The organism is Streptomyces sp. NPDC001544, from assembly GCF_042894285.1.
Taxonomy (GTDB): domain Bacteria; phylum Actinomycetota; class Actinomycetes; order Streptomycetales; family Streptomycetaceae; genus Streptomyces.
Window position 1 is genome coordinate 412,650 of sequence record NZ_JBIAVN010000004.1, and the last position, 25,329, is coordinate 437,978.

The 25,329-nt window shown below is 72.3% G+C and carries 18 protein-coding genes and 1 tRNA gene; 18 read left to right on the forward strand and 1 reads right to left on the reverse strand.

Annotated elements, in window-relative coordinates; all coding sequences use genetic code 11:
• Window positions 1–11: 11 nt before the first annotated feature.
• From ACFY0F_RS14750 to ACFY0F_RS14760, 3 genes are all read left to right on the forward strand, one after another.
• Window positions 12–179 (forward strand): DUF4244 domain-containing protein, encoded by a 168-nt coding sequence (locus ACFY0F_RS14750; RefSeq protein ID WP_388793223.1) that lies wholly within the window; start codon window positions 12–14, stop codon window positions 177–179.
• Between the two features lie 70 nt (window positions 180–249).
• The gene (locus ACFY0F_RS14755) at window positions 250–612 is read left to right on the forward strand and encodes a TadE family type IV pilus minor pilin (protein WP_388793108.1); all 363 of its coding nucleotides are present in this window, start codon (window positions 250–252) and stop codon (window positions 610–612) included.
• Window positions 609–1,058: an Rv3654c family TadE-like protein gene (locus ACFY0F_RS14760; protein WP_388793110.1), complete on the forward strand. Its 450-nt coding sequence runs from the start codon at window positions 609–611 to the stop codon at window positions 1,056–1,058. The genes ACFY0F_RS14755 and ACFY0F_RS14760 overlap by 4 nt, the downstream gene beginning before the upstream one ends.
• Here ACFY0F_RS14760 and ACFY0F_RS14765 read toward each other — a convergent pair.
• A complete protein-coding gene (locus ACFY0F_RS14765) occupies window positions 967–3,477 on the reverse strand; it encodes a DEAD/DEAH box helicase (RefSeq protein ID WP_388793111.1) in 2,511 nt (836 codons plus the stop codon). The genes ACFY0F_RS14760 and ACFY0F_RS14765 overlap by 92 nt on opposite strands.
• 83 nt (window positions 3,478–3,560) lie before the next feature.
• Between ACFY0F_RS14765 and bldG the strand changes: the two genes are divergently transcribed.
• From bldG to ACFY0F_RS14840, 15 genes are all read left to right on the forward strand, one after another.
• Window positions 3,561–3,902 carry an anti-sigma factor antagonist BldG gene (gene bldG, locus ACFY0F_RS14770; RefSeq protein ID WP_010986038.1) on the forward strand — a complete coding sequence of 114 codons (342 nt, stop codon included), beginning with the start codon at window positions 3,561–3,563 and terminating at the stop codon, window positions 3,900–3,902.
• A gap of 263 nt (window positions 3,903–4,165) precedes the next feature.
• Window positions 4,166–4,600 carry an ATP-binding protein gene (locus ACFY0F_RS14775; RefSeq protein WP_388793113.1) on the forward strand — a complete coding sequence of 145 codons (435 nt, stop codon included), beginning with the start codon at window positions 4,166–4,168 and terminating at the stop codon, window positions 4,598–4,600.
• Window positions 4,601–4,958: 358 nt separating this feature from the next.
• On the forward strand, window positions 4,959–7,367 hold the full coding sequence (locus ACFY0F_RS14780; RefSeq protein WP_388793115.1) for a sodium-translocating pyrophosphatase: 2,409 nt from the start codon (window positions 4,959–4,961) through the stop codon (window positions 7,365–7,367).
• 194 nt (window positions 7,368–7,561) lie between these two features.
• A complete protein-coding gene (locus ACFY0F_RS14785) occupies window positions 7,562–8,179 on the forward strand; it encodes a small secreted protein (RefSeq protein ID WP_388793117.1) in 618 nt (205 codons plus the stop codon).
• A 27-nt stretch (window positions 8,180–8,206) separates the two neighbouring features.
• Entirely contained in the window at window positions 8,207–9,748 is a 1,542-nt protein-coding gene (locus ACFY0F_RS14790) for a methyltransferase (protein ID WP_388793119.1), read from the forward strand.
• Window positions 9,749–10,116: 368 nt separating this feature from the next.
• Window positions 10,117–10,314, forward strand: a complete 198-nt coding sequence (locus tag ACFY0F_RS14795; RefSeq protein ID WP_388793121.1) for a hypothetical protein — start codon at window positions 10,117–10,119, stop codon at window positions 10,312–10,314.
• A 259-nt stretch (window positions 10,315–10,573) separates the two neighbouring features.
• Window positions 10,574–13,420 (forward strand): type I DNA topoisomerase, encoded by a 2,847-nt coding sequence (topA, locus tag ACFY0F_RS14800; protein ID WP_388793123.1) that lies wholly within the window; start codon window positions 10,574–10,576, stop codon window positions 13,418–13,420.
• 138 nt (window positions 13,421–13,558) lie between these two features.
• A complete protein-coding gene (tmk, locus tag ACFY0F_RS14805) occupies window positions 13,559–16,747 on the forward strand; it encodes a dTMP kinase (protein ID WP_388793125.1) in 3,189 nt (1,062 codons plus the stop codon).
• Between the two features lie 89 nt (window positions 16,748–16,836).
• The gene (locus tag ACFY0F_RS14810) at window positions 16,837–18,042 is read left to right on the forward strand and encodes a DNA polymerase III subunit delta' (protein WP_388793127.1); all 1,206 of its coding nucleotides are present in this window, start codon (window positions 16,837–16,839) and stop codon (window positions 18,040–18,042) included.
• 89 nt (window positions 18,043–18,131) lie between these two features.
• Window positions 18,132–19,745 (forward strand): alpha/beta hydrolase, encoded by a 1,614-nt coding sequence (locus ACFY0F_RS14815; RefSeq protein WP_388793129.1) that lies wholly within the window; start codon window positions 18,132–18,134, stop codon window positions 19,743–19,745.
• A 416-nt stretch (window positions 19,746–20,161) separates the two neighbouring features.
• Window positions 20,162–20,238 (forward strand) — tRNA-Thr (locus ACFY0F_RS14820).
• A gap of 665 nt (window positions 20,239–20,903) precedes the next feature.
• Complete coding sequence (locus ACFY0F_RS14825) at window positions 20,904–21,320, forward strand: ester cyclase (protein ID WP_388793131.1); 417 nt, start codon at window positions 20,904–20,906, stop codon at window positions 21,318–21,320.
• Between the two features lie 21 nt (window positions 21,321–21,341).
• Window positions 21,342–22,151: a thioesterase II family protein gene (locus tag ACFY0F_RS14830; protein ID WP_388793133.1), complete on the forward strand. Its 810-nt coding sequence runs from the start codon at window positions 21,342–21,344 to the stop codon at window positions 22,149–22,151.
• 64 nt (window positions 22,152–22,215) lie between these two features.
• Window positions 22,216–24,579 (forward strand): LuxR C-terminal-related transcriptional regulator, encoded by a 2,364-nt coding sequence (locus ACFY0F_RS14835; protein ID WP_388793135.1) that lies wholly within the window; start codon window positions 22,216–22,218, stop codon window positions 24,577–24,579.
• A complete protein-coding gene (locus tag ACFY0F_RS14840) occupies window positions 24,576–25,319 on the forward strand; it encodes a 4'-phosphopantetheinyl transferase family protein (protein WP_388793136.1) in 744 nt (247 codons plus the stop codon). Before ACFY0F_RS14835 ends, ACFY0F_RS14840 begins: the two co-directional genes overlap by 4 nt.
• The last annotated feature ends 10 nt before the right edge of the window (window positions 25,320–25,329 follow it).

Genomic DNA, 25,329 nt, shown 5'->3' on the forward strand with positions numbered 1-25,329 from the left:
CAGGACGGTGGCTGCGGGCGAGGTGGCGGCGGGACGCCGGCATGGTCACCTCGGAGTACGCCATGGGCATCGTCGCGGCCGTGGGATTCGCGCTGCTGCTCTACGAGGTCGTGACGAGCGGACAGGTCCGGGCGGAACTGCAGGCCATCGTGAAGCGGGCCCTCAGTGCGCGGATGTGAGCGCCGACGCGGCCGTGGCGGCGAACGCCCACGGGGACGGGGACCGGGGTGGCTGACGGACCGCGGTTTCGTGACCGCGGAGGCGGCCGTGGTGCTACCGGTGCTGGTGGTGTTCACCATGGCCCTGATCTGGGGCCTGTTCATGGTCGCCGCGCAGTTGCAGTGCGTGGACGCCGCGCGGACCGGCGCCCGGGCGGCGGCCCGCCAGGACGCCCCCGACGCGGTGCTGGCGGTGACCCGTGAGGCGGCGCCGCACGGCGCGAAGGTGACTGTCGCCCGCGAGGGGGACCAGGTGCGCGTGACGGTCGTGGCGAAGCCGCCGGTGCTGACGGGTCTGCCCTTCGAGGTACGGGAGGAGGCCGTGGCCGCGGCGGAGGAGACGGTCGGCGCCGGAGCGACGGCTCAGCCCGCGGCGGCGGGGGCACGGCCGTGAGAAGCCGCTTCCCGGGTCGTTTCTCGGTTCGCTTCCCGGGGCGTTTCCCGGGCCGCGGCTCCGACCGCGGATCCGCCACCGTCTGGAGCGTCACCGCCGTCGCCGTGCTGTGCGTGGTCTTCGGTGCTGCCCTCGCCCTCGGGCAGGCCGTCGTCGCCCGGCACCGCGCGGCCGGCGGCGCCGACCTCGCGGCGCTCGCGGCGGCGGACCACTGGGCCGACGGCACGGCGACCGCGTGCGCCCGGGCCGACCGGGTGGCGCGGGCCCAGGGGGTCCGGCTGGTGCGGTGCGCGATGGTGGGCGAGACCTCGGACGTGACGGCAGCGTCCGGCCGGGGTCCGTTCACGGCGCGGGTCAGATCACGGGCGGGCCCTGCGGAGCCGGCCGCTCCCCGGCCCGCTCCGTCACCGGTTCCCCCTCCGGTGCACCCCGCAGCAGCACCGTGAGCAGCCGCACCGCACCCCGCTTGTGCAGCGGATCGTTGCCGTTGCCGCACTTGGGGGACTGGATGCAGGACGGGCAGCCGGCGTCGCACTCGCAGGAGGCGATGGCCTGGCGGGTGGCGGTCAGCCACTCGCGGGCGGTGTGGAAGGCGCGCTCGGCGAAGCCCGCGCCGCCGGGGTGACCGTCGTACACGAAGACCGTGGGCAGGAGCGTGTCGGGGTGCAGCGGGATCGACACGCCGCCGATGTCCCAGCGGTCGCAGGTCGCGAAGAGCGGCAGCATGCCGATCGACGCGTGTTCGGCGGCGTGCAGGGCGCCGCCGAGGATCTCCGGGTTGATCCGGGCCTCGTCCAGCTGGTCCTCGGTGACCGTCCACCACACCGCGCGCGTGCGCAGCGTACGAGGAGGGAGGTCGAGCTTCGTCTCGCCCAGCACTTCACCGGTGATGACACGCCGGCGCAGATAGGAGACCACTTGGTTGGTGACCTCCACCGAGCCGAAGCACAGCCGTCCCGCGCCCCAGGGGACCTCGATGTCCGTCTCCAGGACGGAGATCGCCGTCGTGTCGCGGGCGACCGTCGAGTACGGCGGGTCCGCCTGTTCGACCAGGGCGACCGAGTCCTCCAGGTCCAGGGAGCGCACCAGATACGTACGGCCCTGGTGCAGATGGACCGCGCCCTCGTGCACCGTCGAGTGCGCCGCCGAGGCGTCCACCGTGCCGAGGAGGCGTCCGGTGGCCTCCTCGACGACCTGTACCGGCCGGCCGCCCTCGCCGCGGATGTCGGTCAGGTCGGCGGCCCGTTCCCGGCGGGTCCAGTGCCAGGCCCTCGTACGGCGGCGCAGCAGCTTCGCGGCCTCCAGCTGCGGCAGCAGCTGAGCCGAGGCGGGCCCGAAGAGCTCCAGGTCCTCCTCGGTCAGCGGGACCTCCGCGGCGGCCGCGCACAGGTGCGGGGCGAGCACGTAGGGGTTGTCGGGATCGAGGACGGTGGACTCCACCGGCTGGTCGAACAGAGCTTCGGGATGGTGGACCAGGAAGGTGTCCAGCGGGTCGTCCCGGGCGACCAGCACCGCCAGCGCGCCCTGGCCGGAGCGGCCCGCCCGGCCCGCCTGCTGCCACAGGGAGGCGCGCGTGCCCGGATACCCGGCGATCACCACGGCGTCCAGGCCGGAGACGTCCACGCCCAGCTCCAGGGCCGTGGTAGCGGCCAGGCCGAGGAGCTCACCGGAGTGCAGGGCGCGCTCCAGTGCGCGGCGCTCCTCCGGGAGGTAGCCGCCCCGGTAGGCGGCGACACGCCGGGCGAGCGAGCGGTCGACCTCGGCCAGGCGTTCCTGCGCGATCACCGAGATCAGCTCGGCGCCGCGCCGGGAGCGTACGAAGGCCACCGAGCGGACGCCCTGCACGGTGAGGTCGGTGAGCAGGTCGGCGGTCTCGGCGGTGGCGGTACGGCGGACGGGGGCACCCTTCTCGCCGTGCAGCTCGGTCAGCGGCGGCTCCCAGAGGGCGAAGACGAGTTCCCCGCGCGGGGAGGCGTCGTCGGCGACCTCGACCACCGGCAGGCCGGTCAGCCGGCCGGCGGCGACGGAGGGCTCGGCGGCGGTCGCGGAGGCCAGCAGGAACACGGGCGAGGAGCCGTAGCGCGCGCACAGCCGCCGCAGCCGGCGCAGCACCTGGGCGACATGGGAGCCGAACACGCCCCGGTAGGTGTGGCACTCGTCGATGACCACGTATCTGAGCGCCTTCAGGAAGGACGCCCAGCGGGGGTGGGAGGGCAGGATGCCGCGGTGCAGCATGTCCGGGTTGGTCAGGACGTAGTTGGCGTACTGGCGGATCCACTCGCGTTCCTCGAACGGGGTGTCGCCGTCGTACACAGCCGGCCGGACCGCTGTTCCCAGTGGTTGTGCGAGTTCCTTCACCGCACGGCACTGGTCGGCCGCGAGGGCCTTGGTCGGGGCCAGGTACAGGGCGGTGGCGCCGCGCCCGTTGGCCGCCAGGGACCCCTCCAGCAGCGTGGACAGGACCGGGACGAGGTAGGCCAGGGACTTGCCCGAGGCCGTGCCCGTGGCGACGACCACGGAGTCGCCGTCCAGGGCGTGCTCGGCCGCGAGCGCCTGGTGCGCCCAGGGGTGCTCGATCCCGCACGCCTGCACGGCTGCGATCACTTCCGGGCGAATTCGATCAGGCCAAACGGCATGGCGACCCGCACGTGGGGGCAAGTGCTCCGTATGAGTGATGCGCGAGGCCCGGCTCGGCCCCGAGGCGAGCCGGTCCAGGACCGTGCCCGGGGAGAACCGGGGTGCGGGCTCCGTCGGAGGTCGATCGGTTCGGTGATTCTTGGCCATCGGCACCGAGTGTGTCACCGGCGTGACGGACAATGGAGCCAAGGCGTCGTGCACGCCTGCCGGTAAGTGATTGAATGCCATCGCGGCTGGCGATACGTCCCGGGGGCCGCAAGCCGAAGGTGTCCCGAGGGACGAACGCTCGATAGCAAGGTGCTGGAGGATCCGTGGACCTGTCCCTGTCGACCCGTACCGTCGGCGATCGTACGGTCGTCGAGGTCGGTGGCGAAATCGACGTATATACCGCGCCCAAGCTGCGCGAGCAGCTGGTCGAGCTGGTGAACGACGGGAATTTCCACCTCGTCGTCGACATGGAGGGCGTGGACTTCCTCGACTCCACCGGTCTCGGCGTGCTGGTCGGCGGCCTGAAGCGGGTGCGTGCCCATGAGGGCTCGCTGCGCCTGGTCTGCAACCAGGAGCGCATTCTGAAGATCTTCCGCATCACCGGCCTGACCAAGGTGTTCCCGATTCACACCTCGGTCGAGGAAGCGGTGGCGGCCACCGACTGACTCGGGGCGTCCGACCGATTTCGGTCACCGGCCGGTCCCGGGCCGTCGACGCACTGCGGACCCGCTGAGGCGGTCCGGAGGACGGGCGAAGGCGGCCATCGGCCGGGCCGATCAGTCCAGACGCCAGGTCGTCGGCCGGCGATCCGGTCGTCCGGTCGGCCCGTCTCCCGGGTGGAAACGCCCGGGCGGAAGAAGTTCATCAGGGGGCCAGGGCTCTCGGCGGTCCGGCCCCCGACCGCAGCCCGTAGTTCCGAGGGGGATGCATGGCCACCGTTGAACTCCGTTTCAGCGCGCTGCCCGAGCACGTCAGAACCGCCCGACTGGTGGCGGCAGCGGTGGCGCGCAGGGCCGGAGTGGACGAGGCCGTACTCGACGAGGTCCGGCTCGCCGTGGGCGAGGCCTGCTCCCGTGCCGTCGGACTGCACCAGAGCGTCGGCATCACGGCGCCGGTGAAGGTGGCGCTGATCGAAGAGGAGAAACAGTTCTCCATCGAGGTCGGCGACGAGGTCCCGCACGCGCACGCGGGCGGTCCGGCCGACGGCGCCGCCCCTGACGCCGACGTGGAGGCCGAGGAGGACGAGATGGGCCTCGCGGTCATCAGCGGCCTCGTCGACGACGTGGAGGTCACCACCGGCGAACACGGCGGGTTGATCCGTATGACCTGGCCGACCACGCCGCCGGCCGCGGCGATCGCCTGAACCACCCGCTTCACCCGAAACGCTTCACCCGAACGCTTCGCCCGAACACCGCACGCGAAGGCTTCACCCGAACGCTTCACCTGAAGGGCCCCACCAGTGGGGCCCTTCTGCATGTCGGGAGCCCTGTGACCGGGCATAGACTGGTTTTCGTGAATTCGTTCACGATCAATTACGTGATAATGGATCAAGCGTCAATGCGTTCAGGGCATTACCGCTTTCGGGTTCAGTCTCAGCCCGGCGATCATTTGCTGTAGAGCACAGGTGGGCCAATTCCGTTTACCGCGCTCTGTTTAGATCAGGTTCCGGTACCTAGAATCCGTCCACATCTTGAGCTCAGCCCAAGCGTCAAGGAGGACGAATGGCGGGGCTTTCTACCCCTCATCAGCTGGACCACCCCACAACCTTCGCAGCCGCAGTCCTGACCGACGACAACCGGATCATCGTGGCGGTCATCGCGGCCGTGGCGGTGGCCGCCCTCGTGGTCGCAGGCGTCCTGGTACGCCAGGTTCTGGCGGCGGGCGAGGGCACCGACAGCATGAAACGGATCGCGGAGGCGGTCCAGGAAGGCGCCAAGGCCTATCTGGGCCGGCAGTTGCGCACGCTCGGCGTATTCGCCGTCCTCGTGTTCTTCCTTCTCATGCTGCTGCCCGCGGACGACTGGAATCAGCGTGCCGGACGGTCGGTGTTCTTCCTGATCGGTGCCGCGTTCTCGGCGGCCACCGGCTATATCGGCATGTGGCTCGCCGTGCGCAGCAATGTCCGCGTGGCCGCGGCGGCCCGGGAAGCGACTCCGGCGGAAGGTGAGCCGGAAAAGGATCTCACCACCGTCTCGCACAAAGCCATGAAGATCGCTTTTCGCACGGGCGGCGTCGTCGGCATGTTCACGGTGGGGCTCGGCCTGCTGGGCGCCTCCTGCGTAGTGCTGGTGTACGCGGCCGACGCGCCGAAGGTGCTCGAGGGCTTCGGCCTCGGGGCCGCCCTCATCGCCATGTTCATGCGTGTCGGCGGCGGCATCTTCACCAAGGCCGCCGACGTCGGCGCCGACCTGGTCGGCAAGGTCGAACAGGGCATTCCGGAGGACGATCCGCGCAATGCCGCGACCATCGCCGACAACGTGGGCGACAACGTCGGCGACTGCGCGGGCATGGCGGCCGACCTCTTCGAGTCGTACGCCGTGACCCTGGTCGCCGCGCTGATCCTCGGCAAGGCGGCCTTCGGCGACTCGGGTCTCGCCTTCCCGCTGCTGGTGCCCGCGATCGGCGTGGTCACCGCGATGATCGGCATCTTCGCGGTCGCCCCGCGCCGCGCCGACCGCAGCGGCATGTCCGCGATCAACCGCGGCTTCTTCATCTCCGCGGTGATCTCCCTCGCCCTGGTGGCGGCGGCGGTCTTCGTCTACCTGCCCGCGAAGTACGCGGACCTCGACGGCGTCACCGACGCGGCGATCAGGGGCAAGAGCGGGGATCCCCGTATCCTCGCCCTGGTCGCGGTGGCCATCGGCATCCTGCTCGCCGCCGTGATCCAGCAGCTCACCGGCTACTTCACCGAGACCAACCGCCGTCCGGTGCGGGACATCGGCAAGACCTCCCTCACGGGCCCGGCCACCGTCGTCCTCTCCGGTATCTCGGTCGGCCTCGAGTCGGCCGTCTACACCGCCCTGCTGATCGGCCTCGGCGTGTACGGGGCGTTCCTGCTCGGCGGTACGTCGATCATGCTGGCGCTGTTCGCGGTGGCCCTGGCCGGCACCGGACTGCTCACCACCGTCGGCGTGATCGTCGCGATGGACACCTTCGGGCCGGTCTCCGACAACGCGCAGGGCATCGCCGAGATGTCCGGCGACGTCGAGGGCGCCGGCGCGCAGGTGCTCACCAACCTGGACGCGGTCGGCAACACCACCAAGGCCATCACCAAGGGCATCGCCATCGCCACCGCGGTCCTGGCCGCGTCGGCGCTGTTCGGTTCGTACCGCGACGCCATCACCACCGGCGCGCGTGACGTCGGCGAGAAGCTGTCCGGACCGGGCGCACCGATGAGCCTGATCATGGACATCTCGCAGCCCAACAACCTCGTCGGTCTGATCGCCGGCGCGGCGGTCGTCTTCCTCTTCTCGGGGCTGGCGATCAACGCCGTGTCGCGGTCGGCGGGCTCGGTGGTCTTCGAGGTGCGGCGCCAGTTCCGCGAGCACCCCGGGATCATGGACTTCAGCGAGAAGCCGGAGTACGGCAAGGTTGTCGACATCTGTACCAAGGACGCCCTGCGCGAGCTCGCCACGCCAGGTCTGCTCGCGGTCATGGCGCCGATCTTCATCGGGTTCACGCTCGGCGTCGGCGCGCTCGGCTCGTACCTCGCGGGCGCGATCGGCGCGGGCACGCTGATGGCGGTGTTCCTTGCCAACTCCGGCGGTGCCTGGGACAACGCCAAGAAGCTCGTGGAGGACGGTCACCACGGCGGCAAGGGCAGCGAGGCCCACGCGGCCACGGTGATCGGCGACACGGTCGGCGACCCCTTCAAGGACACCGCCGGTCCCGCGATCAACCCCCTGCTGAAGGTCATGAACCTGGTGTCGCTGCTCATCGCACCCGCGGTCATCCGGTTCTCCTACGGCGACGACAAGAACATCGCGGTGCGGATCGTGGTCGCGGTGCTCTCCCTCCTCGTGATCGTCGGCGCGGTGTACGTCTCCAAGCGGCGCGGCATCGCCGTGGGGGACGAGGAGCAGGACGCGGACCGGGTGGCCAAGCCGGCCGACCCCGCGGTGGTTTCGTAGAGCGTCCCGACGAAGCCCTGTTCAAGGGGCGGGCGGGTGGCACGCGTTGACGTGCCGCCCGCCCGCTCTCGTCTGTGTGCGCCACCTCACCGTGACCCTTCTCTCGCATGGGCAAAAAGTGTCAATACGGTCTTAGCGGATGTTATGTCTGGGGCGTCCGCCGTCCGGCGTGTAGATTCCGGGGGCCGAGAGCCATGGAAGGGACCAATCCGGTGAACAAGAAGCTCACGGCCGCGCTGTCCGGCGGTGCGGTACTGGCAGTGGCGCTGGTCGGCTGCAGCAGCAGCAGCGACAAGGGCAACCCCAAGCTGGACGCCTGGGCCAAGCAGGTCTGCGACGCGGTGCCGGCGCAGGACGCCAAGATCAAGTCCGCCAACGCCGCCATCACGAAGACCGCCTCGGACACCTCCAACCCGCCGGCGGCCATCCAGAAGACCGACTCCCAGGCCTTCCAGGACATGTCCGACGGCTACAAGTCGCTCGCCGCGGCCATCAGCAACGCCGGAGCGCCCCCCGGTGTAGACAGCGGCGCCAAGCGGCAGCAGGACGCGGTGAAGAACCTCGACGACCTCTCCGCGGCCTACGCCGGCCTGAAGAAGAAGGTCGACGCGCTCGACACGAAGAACCAGGCGAAGTTCGCCACCGGTCTCCACGACATCGCCACCCAGATGACGGACCTGCAGAAGCAGAGCCAGAGCGGCACCACCGCCCTGAAGAACCTGGAGCAGGGCGACGTCAAGGACGCCATCGCCAAGCAGGCGAGCTGCAAGAAGGTGTCCGCCGCAGCGTCGTCGTCGACGACCACCGGCTGATCCCGGCCCGCGGGTCACAATGGGGGCGTGAGTAACGCCACCCTGCCCTCCCTGCCGTCCGCCGACCGCCCCGACGTCGCCGCCCGGCTGCGCGACGCCCTGCTCGGCGCCTCCTTCACCGCCGACGGGCTGCTCGAACTGCTCGGCGCGCCCGCTTACGCGGCGCTGGCCCGCAGCGAGACCGTGCCCGCACTCCGCGCGACCCGTGGCGACACGCCGCTGGAAGCGCTCGTTCGGCTGTTCCTGCTCCAGCAGCCCGTGCCGCACGCGCGCGTGGCGGACGTCCTGCCCGTCGAGGAGTGCCTGGCGAGCGGCTGGCTGGTGCGTCCGGGCGGCGCCGCCGGAAGCGACCTCGCCGCGACCGTGGACGTGCGGCCGTACGGCGGGCCGGGCGGCGAGGACTGGTTCATCGTCTCCGACCTCGGATGCGCGGTCGGCGGCGCGGGCGGCATCGGCGACCAGGGCCGCCCGGCGGACACAGCGGTCGTCCTGGGCGTGGGCGGCGCGTCCACGACCCTCGCGGGCATCACCGTGCGCACACCGGTCGCCGCCGCGCTCGACCTCGGCACCGGCTCCGGGATCCAGGCGCTGCACGCCACCCGGCACGCCACGCGCGTGACGGCGACCGACCTCAACCCCCGCGCCCTGCAGTTCACCGCGCTGACCCTCGCCCTGTCCGGCGTCCCGTCCGCCGACCTGCGCCAGGGCTCGCTGTTCGAGCCCGTCAAGGAGGAGGAGAGGTACGACCTGATCGTCTCCAACCCGCCCTTCGTGATCTCGCCGGGTGCCCGGCTGACGTACCGGGACGGCGGGATGAGCGGGGACGATCTGTGCCGCTCGCTCGTTCAGGGAGCGGGGGAGCGGCTCAGCGAGGGCGGGTTCGCGCAGTTCCTCGCCAACTGGCAGCACGTCGAGGGGGAGGACTGGCAGGACAGGCTCAGGTCGTGGGTGCCGCGCGGGTGCGATGCCTGGATCGTGCAGCGTGAGGTGCAGGACGTCACGCAGTACGCCGAGCTGTGGCTGAGGGACGCCGGTGACCACCGTGCCGACCCGGCCGAGTACCAGGCGCGGTACGACGCGTGGCTGGAGGAGTTCGAGGCGCGGAAGGTCAAGGGGGTGGGCTTCGGCTGGATCACGCTGCGCAGGACCGGGGCCGCCGAGCCCTCGGTCACCGTGGAGGAGTGGCCGCACTCGGTCGAACAGCCGCTCGGCGACACGATCCGCGCCCACTTCGCACGCGTGGACTACCTGCGGGAGCACGATGACGCGGCCCTGCTCGCCGCGCACTTCAAGCTCGCCGCGGAAGTGGTCCAGGAGCAGGTCGGGCTGCCCGGCGCCGAGGACCCGGAGCACGTGGTGCTGCGCCAGCACCGAGGGATGCGCCGGGCCACCAAGGTGGACACGGTCGGCGCCGGCTTCGCGGGCGTCTGCGACGGCACCCTCAGCGCGGGCCGCATCCTCGACGCGATCGCCCAGCTGATGGGCGAGGACCCCGTGGTCCTGCGCGACCGCACACCGGCACAGATCCGGCTGCTCGTGGAACAGGGCTTCCTGGAGCCGGCGGGCTGAGGGCCCGGGCCGGGGAGCGGTGCCGAGGCCGGTGCGGCCGGGCCGGGACCGGCGGTGCGGTCCGACGCAGACCGGCCCGCCCCGTCCGCCCCGGCACCGCAGGCATCGGTAAGCAGGCATCGGTAAGCAGGCATCGGAAACCGGACAAGAAGCGCGCGGACCCGGTCCACGCGCCCCCGCGACGCAGCCACGACAGGAAAAAGACCGGAAAAATACGGACCGCCGATCGATCACCCCGAGCCGCTCGATGAAGCGCGCGGGGGAGGGGCGACCCGGTGTTCACCCACGGTTCGCCCGCCCGACGCACCGACCTGCCAATCTCCCCGCGCTGGGCACTCGCCGACGGCGGAAAAGGGGCGCACGGGGTCATGGAGAGCGGGCCGGCGATCTTCGCGGGAGCGGTGTTCGCCCTGTTCGGAGCCGCACTGCTGGTGTGGACCGCCACCCGGGTCCGGCGCGGCGAGCCGGTCGCCCTCGGTGTGAGTCAGGTCGCATCGGCGGCCCTCGCGGGCCTCGCCTCGGTGATCGCGCTGGCCCTCGCCGCGTACTGCCTGACCCGCCCCTGAAGGCGGCGCGCGCCATGTCGTCCGGGTAAGGGGAGCGTCACGCTCCGGACAGGAACGGACCGGCGACTGGTGACTCCGGGCGGCAGGAAGGGCGGTAGTCGGGTTACCGTTCGAGTGGCCGTTGTGGGCTTTTCCCGTTTGACACGGGGGCGGGATGTACCGTCACACTCCGCAGCGTCACCACCAGCGAGCCACACAGCACGCGCCCCGGGACCAAGGCCTGGGGAGGCCCCAGCGTCGACCGGAGAGAAGAGCGAAGTTGTCCCCGACCAGCGAGACCGCACAGGGCGGCCGCCGACTCGTCATCGTCGAGTCGCCTGCCAAGGCGAAGACGATCAAGGGCTACCTGGGCCCCGGCTACGTAGTCGAAGCGAGCGTCGGGCACATCCGCGACCTCCCCAACGGCGCCGCGGAGGTGCCGGAGAAGTACACCGGCGAGGTCCGTCGCCTCGGCGTGGACGTCGACCATGACTTCGAGCCCATCTATGTCGTCAACGCCGACAAGAAGGCCCAGGTCAAGAAGCTCAAGGACCTGCTGAAGGACTCCGACGAACTCTTCCTCGCCACCGATGAGGACCGCGAGGGCGAGGCCATCGCGTGGCACCTGTTGGAGGTCCTGAAGCCCAAGGTCCCGGTCAAGCGGATGGTCTTCCACGAGATCACCAAGGACGCGATCCGCCAGGCCGTCGCCAACCCGCGCGACCTGAACCAGCGCATGGTCGACGCCCAGGAGACCCGCCGCATCCTCGACCGCCTCTACGGCTACGAGGTCTCGCCGGTCCTGTGGAAGAAGGTCATGCCGCGCCTGTCGGCGGGCCGTGTCCAGTCGGTCGCCACCCGGCTCGTGGTGGAGCGGGAGCGCGAGCGCATCGCGTTCCGTTCCGCCGAGTACTGGGACCTCACGGGCACCTTCGCCACCGGCCGCGCGGGGGACCCGTCGGACCCGTCGACGCTGGTCGCCCGTCTGCAGACCGTCGACGGCAGGCGGATCGCGCAGGGCCGTGACTTCGACTCCCTGGGACAGCTCAAGAGCGCGAACACCCTCCACCTGGACGAGGCGAACGCCCGCGCCCTGGCCGCCGCTCTGGAGAACACCCGCTTCTCCGTGCGGTCCGTCGAGTCCAAGCCGTACCGCCGCTCGCCGTACGCCCCGTTCCGTACGACGACGCTGCAGCAGGAGGCCAGCCGCAAGCTCGGCTTCGGCGCGAAGGCGACCATGCAGGTCGCCCAGAAGCTGTACGAGAACGGCTACATCACGTACATGCGTACGGACTCCACGACCCTCAGCGACACGGCGATCGCCGCCGCCCGCGCCCAGGTCACCCAGCTGTACGGTGCCGAGTACCTGCCGAGCGCGCCCCGCACGTACGCCGGCAAGGTCAAGAACGCGCAGGAGGCGCACGAGGCGATCCGGCCCTCGGGTGATCGTTTCCGCACCCCGGCCGAGACGGGACTGACCGGCGACCAGTTCAAGCTCTACGAGCTGATCTGGAAGCGGACCGTCGCCTCGCAGATGAAGGACGCGACCGGCAACAGCGTGACCGTGAAGATCGGTGGCGCCGCCGCCGACGGCCGGGACGTCGAGTTCAGCGCGTCCGGCAAGACGATCACCTTCCACGGCTTCCTGAAGGCCTACGTCGAGGGTGCCGACGACCCCAACGCCGAACTCGACGACCGCGAGCGGCGTCTGCCGCAGGTCGCCGAGGGCGACGCGCTGAGCGCCGAGGAGATCACGGTCGACGGGCACGCCACCAAGCCCCCGGCCCGCTACACCGAGGCCTCGCTGGTCAAGGAGCTGGAGGAGCGCGAGATCGGCCGTCCGTCGACCTACGCGTCGATCATCGGCACGATCCTCGACCGCGGCTACGTGTTCAAGAAGGGCACGGCCCTGGTGCCCTCCTTCCTGTCCTTCGCCGTGGTCAACCTCCTGGAGAAGCACTTCGGCCGGCTCGTCGACTACGACTTCACCGCCAAGATGGAGGACGACCTCGACCGCATCGCCCGCGGCGAGGCGCAGGCCGTGCCGTGGCTGAAGCGGTTCTACTTCGGCGAAGGGTCCGTCACGGGCGCCGCGGCCGACGCCGGCAACGGCGACGGCGACCACCTCGGCGGCCTCAAGGAGCTGGTGACCGACCTGGGCGCGATCGACGCGCGCGAGGTGTCGTCCTTCCCCGTGGGCAACGACATCGTGCTGCGGGTCGGCCGGTACGGGCCGTACATCGAGCGCGGTGAGAAGGACGCCGAGAACCACCAGCGCGCGGACATCCCGGAGGACCTCGCCCCAGACGAGCTGTCCGTCGAGCTGGCGGAGGAGCTGCTGGCCAAGCCGAGCGGTGACTTCGAGCTGGGCGCCGACCCGGAGACCGGCCACCAGATCATCGCCAAGGACGGCCGCTACGGCCCGTACGTCACCGAGGTGCTCCCCGAGGGCACCCCGAAGACCGGCAAGAACGCCGTCAAGCCGCGTACGGCCTCGCTGTTCAAGTCGATGTCCCTGGACACGGTCACGCTCCAGGACGCGCTGAGGCTGATGTCGCTGCCGCGCACCGTCGGCACCGACGCGGACGGCGTGGAGATCACCGCGCAGAACGGCCGCTACGGCCCGTACCTGAAGAAGGGCACGGACTCGCGCTCCCTGCAGGCCGAGGACCAGATCTTCACGATCACGCTGGAGGAGGCGCAGGCGATCTACGCCCAGCCGAAGCAGCGCGGTCGGGCCGCCGCCAAGCCGCCGCTGAAGGAGCTGGGCGAGGACCCGGTGAGCGGCAAGCCGGTCGTGGTGAAGGACGGCCGCTTCGGGCCGTACGTCACCGACGGGGAGACCAACGCGACCCTGCGCTCCGGCGACAGCGTCGAGACGATCACCCCCGAGCGCGGTTTCGAGCTGCTCGCCGAGAAGCGGGCCAAGGGGCCCGCCAAGAAGACGGCGAAGAAGGCGCCCGCGAAGAAGGCCGCCCCGGCGAAGAAGACCGCGGCGAAGAAGACGGCCGCCAAGAAGACGACCACGGCCGCGAAGAAGACCACCACGAAGAAGACCACCGCGAAGAAGACCACCGCCAAGACCGCCGCGAAGAAGGCGACGGCATCCAGGGCGACGGAGGACTGAGGACCCGGCACCGCCCGCCTTCACACACCTCCACGGCGACTTCGCGAAACGAACGCCCCGGCATCACTTTGGTGTCGGGGTGTGCGTACGTTCGGACGGTCGCGGTGTGCCGTCAGCCGCTCCGGATAGGCTGAACGCATGACGCGAGCCGAGCAGCCCACGGCCCACAACCCGGCCCCCGACGACGACCTGGTGGCGGACTCCCGTGAGCGCGCCGTCCGTGCGCTGCTGCGCCGACCGCAGCTCAAGCAACTGTGGAGCGCACAACTGGTGAGCGGTGTCGGCGACACCCTGGCGCTCCTCGTTCTCCTCCTCCTCGCCCTCCAGGCGGCGATCGCCGAAGGCTCGTTCGGCGGTGGCTACCGGGGCGTGGCGTTCGCAGTGGCGACCGTCTTCGCGGTGCGCATCCTGGCGACCCTCCTCTTCGGCGCCGTCCTCCTCGGACCGCTCACCTCGCTCACCTCCCCGGAGGGGCCGCTCGACCGCCGCTGGACCATGGTCGGCGCCGACGGGCTGCGTGTCGCTCTGCTGATCATCGCCCCGCTGTGGATCGACTGGGTCCCGGACAACGCGCTGGCGGCCCTGCTGGTCACCGTGTTCGTCACCGGTGTCGCCGAGCGGCTGTGGACCGTGTGCCGGGAGAGCGCGGCCCCCGCGCTGCTGCCCGCCCCGCCCCCGGAGGGCGCCACGGTACGGCCGCTGCCCGACCACATGGACGCCCTGCGCCGGCTGTCGCTGCGCACCACCTTCCTCGCGATCCCGCTCGCGGCCGCCGCCCTCGTCGTCGCGGCGCTGCTCAACAACGTCCTGGGCACCGGGATCGCCTGGTTCGACCAGCACCAGGCGGCCCTCGGGGCGTACGTGGCGGCCGGGATGTTCGCCGGTTCCCTGTCCCTGCTGACCGCCCTGGAACTGCCCGCCGCGCGCACCCCCCGCGCGCGGTCCCCGCTCGAGGGACTGCGCCGCCCCAGGACCGCGACCGGCGTCGACAAGGGCCGTACGGGCGCGCTGCCGCTGCTCGTCCTGGCCTGTGCCGCCGTCGCCGCGGCGATCGCCGCCGCCGTGGCCGTGACCGTGCTGCACGCCAAGGACCTGGGCGGCGGCCCGGTGCTGTACGGGCTGCTGGTGCTCGCGCTGACCGGCGGGGTCGTCGTCGGCATCCGCACGGCGCAGTCCGTCCTGCCCTCGCTCTCCCGCCGCCGGCTGCTGGCGCTGGCGATCGCCGTCACCGGCATCGCGCTGCTCGCCGCCGGTCTCGTCCCCGACGTCACCAGCGTGCTGCTGATCTCCGCGCTGGCCGGCGTCGGCGCGGGCGTCGCCGCCAACACCGGGCACACGCTCCTCGACCAGGAGACCGAGGAGTCCCGCCGACCGCGTACGACCGAGCACCTGCACGCGATCGTACGGGTGTTCGTGGCGCTCGCCGTGCTGATCGCCCCCGTGGTGGCGGCGCTCATCGGCCCGCACCGCCTGGAGAACGGCAGGTTCGTGTTCGCGCACGGCGGCGCCGCCTTCACGCTGATGCTGGTCGGCGCGCTGCTGCTGCCGGTGGCCGCACTGGTCCTCGCCAAGGCCGACGACCGCTCCGGGGTGCCGCTGCGGCACGACCTGCGGGACGCGCTGCTCGGCGGCGACGACCCGGCGACCGCACCCGCGGCCAACGGCTTCTTCATCGCCCTGGAGGGCGGCGACGGTGCCGGCAAGTCCACCCAGGCCGAGGCGCTCGCCGAGTGGATCCGGGCCAAGGGCCACGAGGTCGTGCTCACCCACGAACCCGGGGCCACACCGGTCGGCAAGCGGCTGCGCTCCATCCTGCTGGACGTGTCCTCCGCGGGCCTGTCGCACCGCGCCGAGGCGCTGCTGTACGCCGCGGACCGGGCGGAGCACGTCGACACCGTCGTACGGCCCGCCCTGGAGCGTGGCGCCGTCGTCATCTCCGACCGGTACATCGACTCCTCGGTCGCCTACCAGGGGGCGGGCCGCGACCTGTCCCCGACCGAGATCGCCCGTATCAACCGCTGGGCGACCAACGGCCTGGTCCCGCACCTGACCGTGCTGCTGGACGTCTCACCGGAGACCGCGCGCGAGCGGTTCACGGAGGCACCGGACCGGCTGGAGTCGGAGCCCGCCGAGTTCCACGCGCGCGTGCGGGGCGGTTTCCTCACCCTCGCCGCCTCCGACCCCGGCCGCTACCTGGTCGTGGACGCCGGTCAGGAGCCCGAGGCCGTCACCAGCGTGATCCGCCACCGGCTCGACACCGTGCTGCCGCTGTCCGAGGCGGAGATCAAGGCCCGGGAGGAAGCCCGGAAGAAGGCCGAGGAGGAAGCCCGCCGCAAGGCCGAGGAGGAGGCCGCCCGCAAGGCCGAGGAGGAGCGGCTGGAGCGCGAGCGCCAGGAGCAGCTCGCCCGGCTGCGCGCCGAGGAGGAGGAGCGCAAGCGGCGCGAGCTGGAGGAGGCGCAGCGGCGGGAGGCCGAGCGGCAGGCGGAGGAGGCCCGGCAGCGGGCCGAGGAGGCCCGCAGGCGCGCCGAGGAGGAACGGGCCCGGCTGCTCGCCGAGGAGAAGGCCCGCGCCGAGGAGGAGGCCCGCCGCAAGGCCGAGGAGGAACGGCGCCGCAAGCAGGCCGAGGAGGAGGCCCGGCTGCGTGCCGAGGCCGAGGCCCAGCGCATGGAGAAGCAGCGCAAGGCCGAGCAGGCGTTGCTGCGCGCCGAGGAGGCCCGCAGGGCGGCCGAGCGGGCCGCCGCCGAGGCGCAGGCGGGCCCGCGTCCGGTGGTGCCCCGCGTCGACGACGTTCCGCCGGAGGCGATGACCGTGCCCACGCCCGTGGTGGCGCCGAAGAACGCGTCCGGCGGACCGGCGGAGGAGACGGCCGTGCTGCGGCGGGTCCGGGACCGGGAATCCGACTCCGAGGTGACGACGGAACTGCCGCAGCCGCCGGCGCCCTCCGGGGCGGCGGACGATACCGCGGTGCTGCCGCCCGTGGCGTCCGGACCGGCCGACGACACCGCCGTACTGCCACCGGTGGCGCCGGGGCCGGCGGACGAGACGGCCGTACTGCCGCCGGTGCCGGGCGGCGATCCCGGGGACCGGGTGCCGCCGGGGTACTTCCGCGAGGAGCGGGCGGCGGGCCCCGACGGTTCCGACGACCGTACGCGCGAGCTGCCGCAGGTCGGCGAGGACGGCTCGCCGCGGCGGCGGGAGCGGCCCGACTGGGCCGAGGAGACACCGCTGGACGACCTGCCGAGCCTCGCGGACGAACTGCTCGGACCGCACGGGGACGACGAGGAGCCCGGCGAGGGGCGCGGACGGCGGCGGGGCCGGGGGCGCTGAGCCGCTCCCACCGCCCGCCGGGCCGTTGTCAGTGCCGCACCGCACAATGGACTGCGCAAGACGAACGTGACGGAAGGGCGGCGTGACCCATGACCGTGTGGGACGACCTCGTCGGTCAGGAGAAGGTGAGCGCGGTGCTCGAGGCCGCCGCTCGGGACGCCGACGCCCTCGTCACCGCCGCCGCAGCAGGCGCGCCCCCGCCGGAGGCGTCGAGGATGACGCACGCCTGGCTGTTCACGGGCCCGCCGGGCGCGGGCCGCAACCAGGCGGCGCGGGCCTTCGCCGCCGCGCTGCAGTGCGTCAGCCCCGACCGCGCCCTCGGCGGAGCCCCCGGCTGCGGCTTCTGCGACGGCTGCCACACGGCACTGATCGGCACCCACGCCGATGTCAGCACGGTCGCCGCGGTCGGCGCCGAGATCCTGGTGAAGGACATGCGGGACACCGTCCGCAAGTCGTTCACCGCCCCGGCGACCGGCCGCTGGCAGATCATCCTGGTCGAGGACGCCGAGCGGCTGAACGAGAAGTCCGCCAACGCCGTCCTCAAGGCCGTGGAGGAGCCCGCCCCCCGCACGGTGTGGCTGTTGTGCGCGCCCTCGATCGAGGACGTCCTGCCCACCATCCGCTCCCGCTGCCGCCACCTCACCCTGAGCACCCCCTCGGTCGCCGCCGTCGCCGACATGCTCGTACGACGCGAGGGCGTCGAGCCGGACGTGGCCGCCGCGGCGGCCCGCGCCACACAGGGCCATGTCGACCGGGCCCGCCGCCTGGCCACCGACCCGGCCGCCCGCGAGCGCCGCGCCGCCGTGCTGAAGCTGCCGCTGCGCCTCGACGAGGTCGGCGCCTGCCTCAAGGCCGCCCAGGAACTGGTCGACGCGGCGGCGGAGGACGCCAAACAGCTCGCCGAGGAGATGGACGGCAAGGAGACCGAGGAACTGAAGGCGGCCCTCGGCGCCGCCCAGGGCGGCCGGCTGCCGCGCGGTACGGCGGGCGTGATGAAGGACCTGGAGGACATGCAGAAGCGGCGCAGGACCCGTACCCAGCGCGACAGCCTGGACGTCGCGCTGGGCGACCTCACCGCGTTCTACCGCGACGTCCTCGCCCTCCAGTTCGGCTCCCGTGTGGCGATCGCCAACACGGACGCCGAGGACGCCCTGGAGCGGCTCGCCCGGGGCAGCACCCCGGAAGCCACGCTCCGCCGCATCGAGGCGATCGCCGGCTGCCGTGAGGCCCTCGACCGCAACGTGGCGCCGCTGCTGGCGGTGGAGGCGATGACCATGGCCCTGAGAGCGGGGTGACCGGCACGCGCAGGTTGACGGCATCACCCGTAAGAGGCACGGCGCACACGTAGGGCACCCGAACCATGGCACAGCGTTACGCTCGCCTGATGCACCTCAGGCGAATCCTCCGCCCGACAGCCCAGACCTTCCGTTTGACCAAGCCCCCGAGAACCCCGGCGGCATCCCTCCTGGTGGCCGCCGCGCTGCTCGTGTCCGCCTGCAGCTCCGGCACGGCGACGAGCGCGACGAGTGCCGCGTCGGCCGAAGCGGCGCTGGCCGCGCTGCCCCGCGCCACCCCGGCAGCCCTCACCCCGTACTACACACAGAAGCTGACCTGGCGCGACTGCGGTACCCCGGGCTTCCAGTGCGCCACCATGAAAGCCCCGCTGGACTACTCCGACCCCGGCGCGGGCGACATCCGGCTCGCCGTCGCCCGCAAGAAGGCCACCGGCAAGGGCAAACCCCTGGGCTCGCTCATGGTCAACCCGGGCGGGCCGGGCGGCTCGGCGGTCGCCTACCTGCAGAGTTACGCGGGCGTCGGCTACCCCGCAGCAGTCCGCGCCCGCTACGACATGGTCGCGATGGACCCGCGCGGCGTCGCCCGCAGTGAGCCCGTCGAATGCCTCAGCGCGCGGCAGATGGACGCGTACACCCAGACGGACGTCACACCCGACGACCAGAAGGAGACGAACGCGCTGGTCAAGGCGTACAAGAAGTTCGCCGAGGGCTGCGGCGCGCACGAGGCCCGGCTGCTGCGCCACGTCTCCACGGTCGAGGCGGCACGTGACATGGACATCCTGCGGGCCGTGCTGGGCGACCGGAAGCTGAACTACGTCGGGGCGTCGTACGGCACCTTCCTCGGGGCGACGTACGCCGGTCTGTTCCCGGGGCGGGTGGGCCGACTCGTCCTGGACGGCGCGATGGACCCCTCCCTCTCCGCACGCCGGCTGAACCTGGACCAGACCGCGGGCTTCGAGACGGCCTTCCAGGCCTTCGCGAAGGACTGCGTACGGCACAGCGACTGCTCGCTCGGCCGGAAGGGCACGACGCCCGCCCAGGTGGGCGACCACCTCAAGGCCTTCTTCAGGAAGCTCGACGCCCACCCCGTCCCCACCGGCGACCCGGGCGGACGCAAGCTCGGCGAGGCCCTCGCCACGACCGGGGTGATCGCCGCGATGTACGACCAGGAGGCCTGGCCACAGCTGCGCGCGGCGCTGACCTCGGCGATGCGGAAGAACGACGGCGCCGGCCTGCTGGCCCTCTCCGACAGCTACTACGAGCGCGACCCCGACGGCCACTACACCAACCTGATGTACGCCAACGCCGCCGTGAACTGCCTGGACCTGCCGTCCGCGTTCACCGGGCCCGGCCAGGTCGAGCAGGCCCTGCCCGCCTTCGAGAAGGCGTCCCCCGTCTTCGGCGAAGGCCTCGCCTGGTCCTCCCTGAACTGCGCGTACTGGCCGGTGCGGCCCACCGGCGAACCCCACCGCATCACGGCCGAGGGCGCCGCCCCGATCGTCGTGGTCGGCACCACCCGTGACCCGGCCACCCCCTACCCCTGGGCCCGGTCCCTCGCCCACCAGCTTTCCTCCGGCCGGCTCCTCACCTACGTCGGCGACGGCCACACCGCCTACGGCCGCGGCAGCGCATGCATCGACTCCGCGATCAACACCTACCTCCTCCAGGGCACCCCACCCGCCCAGGGCAAGCGCTGCACCTAGGGCCTGTCCGGCGCATCATGCCGCAGACGCGGGGCTTGGCACGCCCTCCCCCACTCTCGGCTTCGCTCGAGCGGGCGGTGCCCCCACCGGCGTTGTCGTCGGTTGCCGACTCCCCCACGCTCGAAGCGAGCTCGCGCGGGGGGACCCCCATCGCGTCGACGCCCTCCTCCGCCTTGCAGCCGGACGCTCCCCCACGCTCGAACGAGCTCGCGCGGGGGCACGCCCATTCGCCCCGCTCACCAGCGCCGATGAGGCACCGCCCGTGCCCTGCGACCTGATCCGCCGGACAGGCCCTAGCCCTGCCCCCGGCCCCGCCGCACGCCCCGGAGCCCCCCGCTCCGGGGCGTGTGCGGAGCACCCCCGGAAACTGTGTAGACTTACCGACGTTGCTGATCGCACCATGGTGCGGACAGCGCGCCGCCTTAGCTCAGATGGCCAGAGCAACGCACTCGTAATGCGTAGGTCTCGGGTTCGAATCCCGAAGGCGGCTCCAGCGAAGCCCAGGTCGGACGCGTCCGACCTGGGCTACATCTATGGTAGTGCTGTGACGGGTGGTCACTCCGGGGCTCCTCGGTCGGGGGCGTCTCCGTCAGGGGCGTCGACACCGTCGCGATCACGCCAGTCGGACACGCCTCAGGCGCGCGTCGCCGACGCCGGACGAAGAGTGCGGTTTCCGGTGCTCCGCGCCGCTCGCAGCTGAACAGATCCGGCCAACAAGGCGGCATGGCGGGATGGGGTCGTCCGGGGGACCTCCTGACGAGGTGATGCAGGCGGAACGCCTGCGGGGGCGAGCCGTGTCCGTCGGCAAAGGGCGATGCGTACACACGGTGAGCGAATCCGGAATCTTGTGTCCGGTGTCCATGCGGCGACATTCCGGGCCTTATGGGCATGGGGTAATTCGAGCCAAGGTCAAAAATGCCGTTGCCTCTCCGGAGCACCCCGCGTTCAATCGTGCGCGAAGCGGCGAAAACGTGTGCCCCCTCCTGGCGCCGCGGGGGGCGTTGCATGGCACGGGAAAAAACGACCTCTTCAATACCAGCCAGTAACACCGGTCAGTAATACCAGGAGGAACGCCCCTGCCTCAGGGCGGGTGGATTGTTGGATCTTTGCACGTGCACGGCTGGGTTCCGTCCCAGCCTCGACGGGGGAGAGGCAGAGATGCAGATAGATCAGCGGGGGTCCTGCGCCGGCCTGCGGAAGCGGCGCGAGGACGTGGTCATCAAGTACGCCGTCGGTATGGTGTCGGGGGGCGAGCTCGGCACGCGTGTGAGCCGTATCGTCCCCTTCGAGGGACAGCCCCTGGTCGGCGACGACGTGATCCGCCGTCACTTCGACGGCATGCTCGCCGCGTTCCCGGACCTGGCGCACGAGCTGACGTCGATCCACCACGCCGCCGACGCGGTCATAGTGGAGGGCCACTTCAGCGGTACCCAGGCCGCCGACTGGCAGGGCATCCCCAACCAGGGCAGGCGGATGGAACTGCCCGTGGCGGTGCTCTCGCAGTTCGACGGCGAACAGCTGGTCGGCGCGACGCTGTACTACGACCGCGCGGCCGCAGTCCGGCAGTTGGTCTGAGGCGCGCGGGGCACGTCCGCCATGACGCTGTATCTGTCGAGCGCGCCGCACCGGACGCGGCCGCCGGGATCGCTGCCCACGTCATCGGAACCCCGCCCGGAAGCGGGGCTGGCCCTCTTCTGCCTGCCCTGTGCCGGCGGCGGGGCTTCCCTCTACGCCGACTGGCAGGAGCGACTCGACGCCCTCGGCGCCGGGGTGCGGGTCCTGCCGATCCGGTTGCCCGGCCGTGAGGAGCGGGCCCACGAACCACGGTTCACCGACCTGGACGCCCTCGTCGCCGACCTGGACGAGCAACTGGACGACGCGTTCTCCCAGCCGCACGTCCTCTACGGGCACAGCATGGGCGCGTTCATCGCGCACGCCCTCACCCTGGCCCGGCAGCGGCGGGGCGCTCCGCTCCCGCGCGCGCTCGTCCTGAGTTCTCACCGTGCGCCGCACATCCCGCCGAACCGGATTCTGGACCCGGACGCCGACGACGAGACCCTTGCCACCCGTCTGGCCGAACTGGGCGGCATCTCCTGGGAACTGGCCCGGCGGCCCCGGTTCCGTGCGGCCTACATGCCGCTCGTCCGTGACGATCTCCGGCTCTGCTCGGGCTGGACCGATCCGGCGGACATCGAGCCGCTGAGAGTTCCGCTCCACCTGTTCACCGGTCTCGACGACGATCTCGTACCCCTCCCCAAGATGGCAGCATGGCGAGCCGTCGGCGGCAGGGGCAGCACGCTGCTGACGATGCCGGGCGGGCACTTCTTCATCCGCTCCCACACGGACGAGCTGCTGCGCCGGCTGGCCGAGGTCGTGTCCCGGTACGGCACCGCTGTCGCGTCCTAGTGCTGGTACAGCCCCATGCAAACGCCAGGGAAGAAGCCGGATCATGATCGGGGAGTCTGCCGACATGCCTGTCACAGAACGGCAGAGGGGCGCCGCACTGCCCCGTACGCACGAGCCCGTCGACCTCGGCTTCGGTGAGCTGCGCGGCCGCGAGCGCGAACTGGCCGTGATCGAAGGGTGGCTGGACCACGGACAGGCCCGCGAACTCACCCTCACCGGACCGGCGGGTGTGGGCAAGAGCCACCTCGCGCACGCCGCCGTGAGTGCGCGGGCCCGCACCCACGACCTGGCCCTGGTATGGGCGGACCTCGCCGGCGCGGAGGACGGCGGGGCGGTCTGGGCCCGACTCGGCGTCCGCACCGCGAGCGAGGCCGCCGAACGCGTCGGGACGACGCGGCTGTTGCTGGTCCTGGACAACGCCGACCGGGTGGTCACGGACATCGCCCTGGACGTCTCCGAGCTGCTCCGGGCCTGCCCGCTGCTGCGGATCCTGCTGACCAGCCGTGTCCCGCTGGACATCCGGGCCGAGCGGATCATGCCCGTCGGCCCCCTGCCGACCGGGGAGAACTCGCCCGCCGAAGCGGTCTGGGCCGACAGCGTGCGCCCCTACTTCAGCGCCGTGGCCGGGAACCGGCCGGCGGGGACCGTCGTGGCGGACATCTGCCGGAGGCTGGACGGAATCCCCCTCGCCATCGAGATGGCCGCGGAGGCCGTCGGTACGGAAGGCCCCCGCGCCCTGCTGGAGCGCCTGACCCGCGGTGAGTTCCCGGGGCGGAGCCGCCCTCGCGACACACCGGAGCGGCACCGCAGCCTCTCCAGCGCGCTGACCTGGGGGGCAGGTGTGTTGAGCGACGGCGACCGGATGCTCCTGCGCGACCTGTCCGTGTTCGAGACGTACGTCGATCTGGCCGCGGTGCGGGGCATGACCGGCCTCGACGACCTCGGGGCGGTCGCCGGGATCGAATCCCTGGTGTCCAAGAGCCTGCTGCTGAGCACGCCCGGCAGAGCCGGCAGCCCCGAGTTCCGGCTCACGCACATGGCCCGCTGCCACTATCGCGCGGAACTGGCCCGGGACGCCCGGGAGCTGGGCCGCGTCCTGGACCGGCACGCCGCCCACTGGGCCGCGTTCGCCGACACCATGGCGACCGCGCTGTACGCGGGCCGCCCCGTCGACCAGGTGCTGCACCTCGTCGAGCCCCGCCTGCCCGACATCCTCAAGGCGGTCCGTCACCTGTCCGCGCGCGAGGACCACATCGGCGTACTGCGGTTGCTGACGGCGCTGGAGGGCCCCCTCCTGCGGCACCGCCTCGCCCCGGAGACCGCGGAGACGATCGAGCGGGCCGCTCTCGCCTGGACGGCCGCCACCTCAGGGAAGCACCCGACGGACGAGGGCGCCGACGGCGTCGAGGCACAGCGTCTGGTGGTCGTCGAGGCACTGGTCGCGGTGGTGCGGTGGATGCTCGGGCACGGGGACCACCAGCGGGCGGAGCGGGTGCTCGACCGTGCGGTCGCCGCCGCGGGAGAGTCCGCCGCGGCGCAGGTCCGGGTGGCCGCGTTCACCGGGGAACTGCTGCGCCGCCGCGGCGAGTCGGCTGCCGCCGCCGTCCTGCTCGACTCGGCGATCCAGCGCTCCGGCACCCCCGTGGACCGCCACTCCGCCGCGGTCGCCCTGCGCGCCCGGGCCCTCCTCGCGGCCGGCCGCGGCGACCTGGAGGCCGAACAGCCGCTGCTGAAGGCCCTGGACCTGGTCGACGACGCACGGCCGGCAGGTGCGCACGCCCCCTGCGGAGAGCCCCCCGCCGCCCTGCGTGCCTCCCTCCTCACCGCGCTCGCCCGGGTGCGGCGGGTACTCGGACGGCACCAGGAGGCCTACGAGGCGGCCCGGGAGGGGGTACGGCTGCTCATGGGGACGGGCGACCCCGACCAGGTGGCCGAAGCCCTGGAGACCATGGCCGTCACCTCCCCCGGCGGGGGCGGCGACGAGGAGCGGTGCCACGCGGTGGCCCGGTTGCTGGCCTACGCCGAGGCGATCCGGCTGCGGTACGGCACCGTCACGGACGACCGGGCCGCCGTGGGCGTCCTCACCGAGCGGCTCACACGGAACGTGGGCGCCGCTCCGCTGCGCCGGCTGCGCCGTGACGCCGAGCAGATCTCGCTGTACGACGCGCTGGTGGCCGCGCTGCTCGTGCCGCCGCCCGCCCCGGAGCCGTCGGCTCGCGCGGGTGCGCAGGTCTGTCCGTACGAGTTGACACGGCGGCAGTACGAGATCGCGTTGCTGGTGGCCGAAGGGCTCACCAACCGGCAGATCGCCCGGCGGCTCGGCATCTCGGAGTGGACGGTGACCAACCATCTGCGCGTCGTGATGCAGAAGCTCGACTGCACCTCGCGGGTGCACGTCGCCCGCGCGGTGCAGAGGGACACCCGGTGAGCGGGGGCCGTGCGGGCATCCACGTGTGGATCGGCGAGGTGCCGGACGTGCTCGCGGCCCGGGACCGCGCGGTGCTGGACGAGCCGGAGCTGCGGCGTCTGGCGGCGTTCCGGGACCCGGTGGCGGGCGCGCGGTACGCGGGTGCGCGGGCCGCGATCCGGCGGACGGTCGCCGCGTGGCTCGGGGTGGCGCCGGGTGACGTCGTCTGGGGCAACGAGGAGTGCCCGGGCTGCGGCGACGCACGGCACGGGCCGCCACGCGTGCTGCGGCCCGCCACCGGATGGCGGGTCGCGGTGTCCCGGTCGGGCCGGTGGTGGATGCTGGCGCTGTCGCCCGGTGTGCCGGTGGGCGTGGACATCGAGGTACGCGGCCCGCACGAGGTGCCGGCGGTGGTGCGCCGCTGTCTGAGCGCGGCCGAGCGCGCCGAGGTGACCGCCGCCCCGGAGGGCGTGGCGCGGGACGACGTGTTGACGCGTTGCTGGGTGCGCAAGGAGGCCGTGGTCAAGGGCTGGGGCGTGGGGCTCGGCACCGACCTGGCGGAGGTCGGCGTACGGCCCGGACGGCAGCGCGCGCTCGTGGTGCGCCGTACCCCGCAGGGGCCCGAGCCCTGGGAGGTGTCGGACGTCGCCGCGGGGACGGACTGTCTGGCGGCGCTGGCCCGGCCGGCCGCGTGCGACCTGCCGGTCACGGTCCACCGCGCCACGGGCCCGGCCGTGCGGGACGGCCGGGCCCGTGGGTGACACGCGCTCC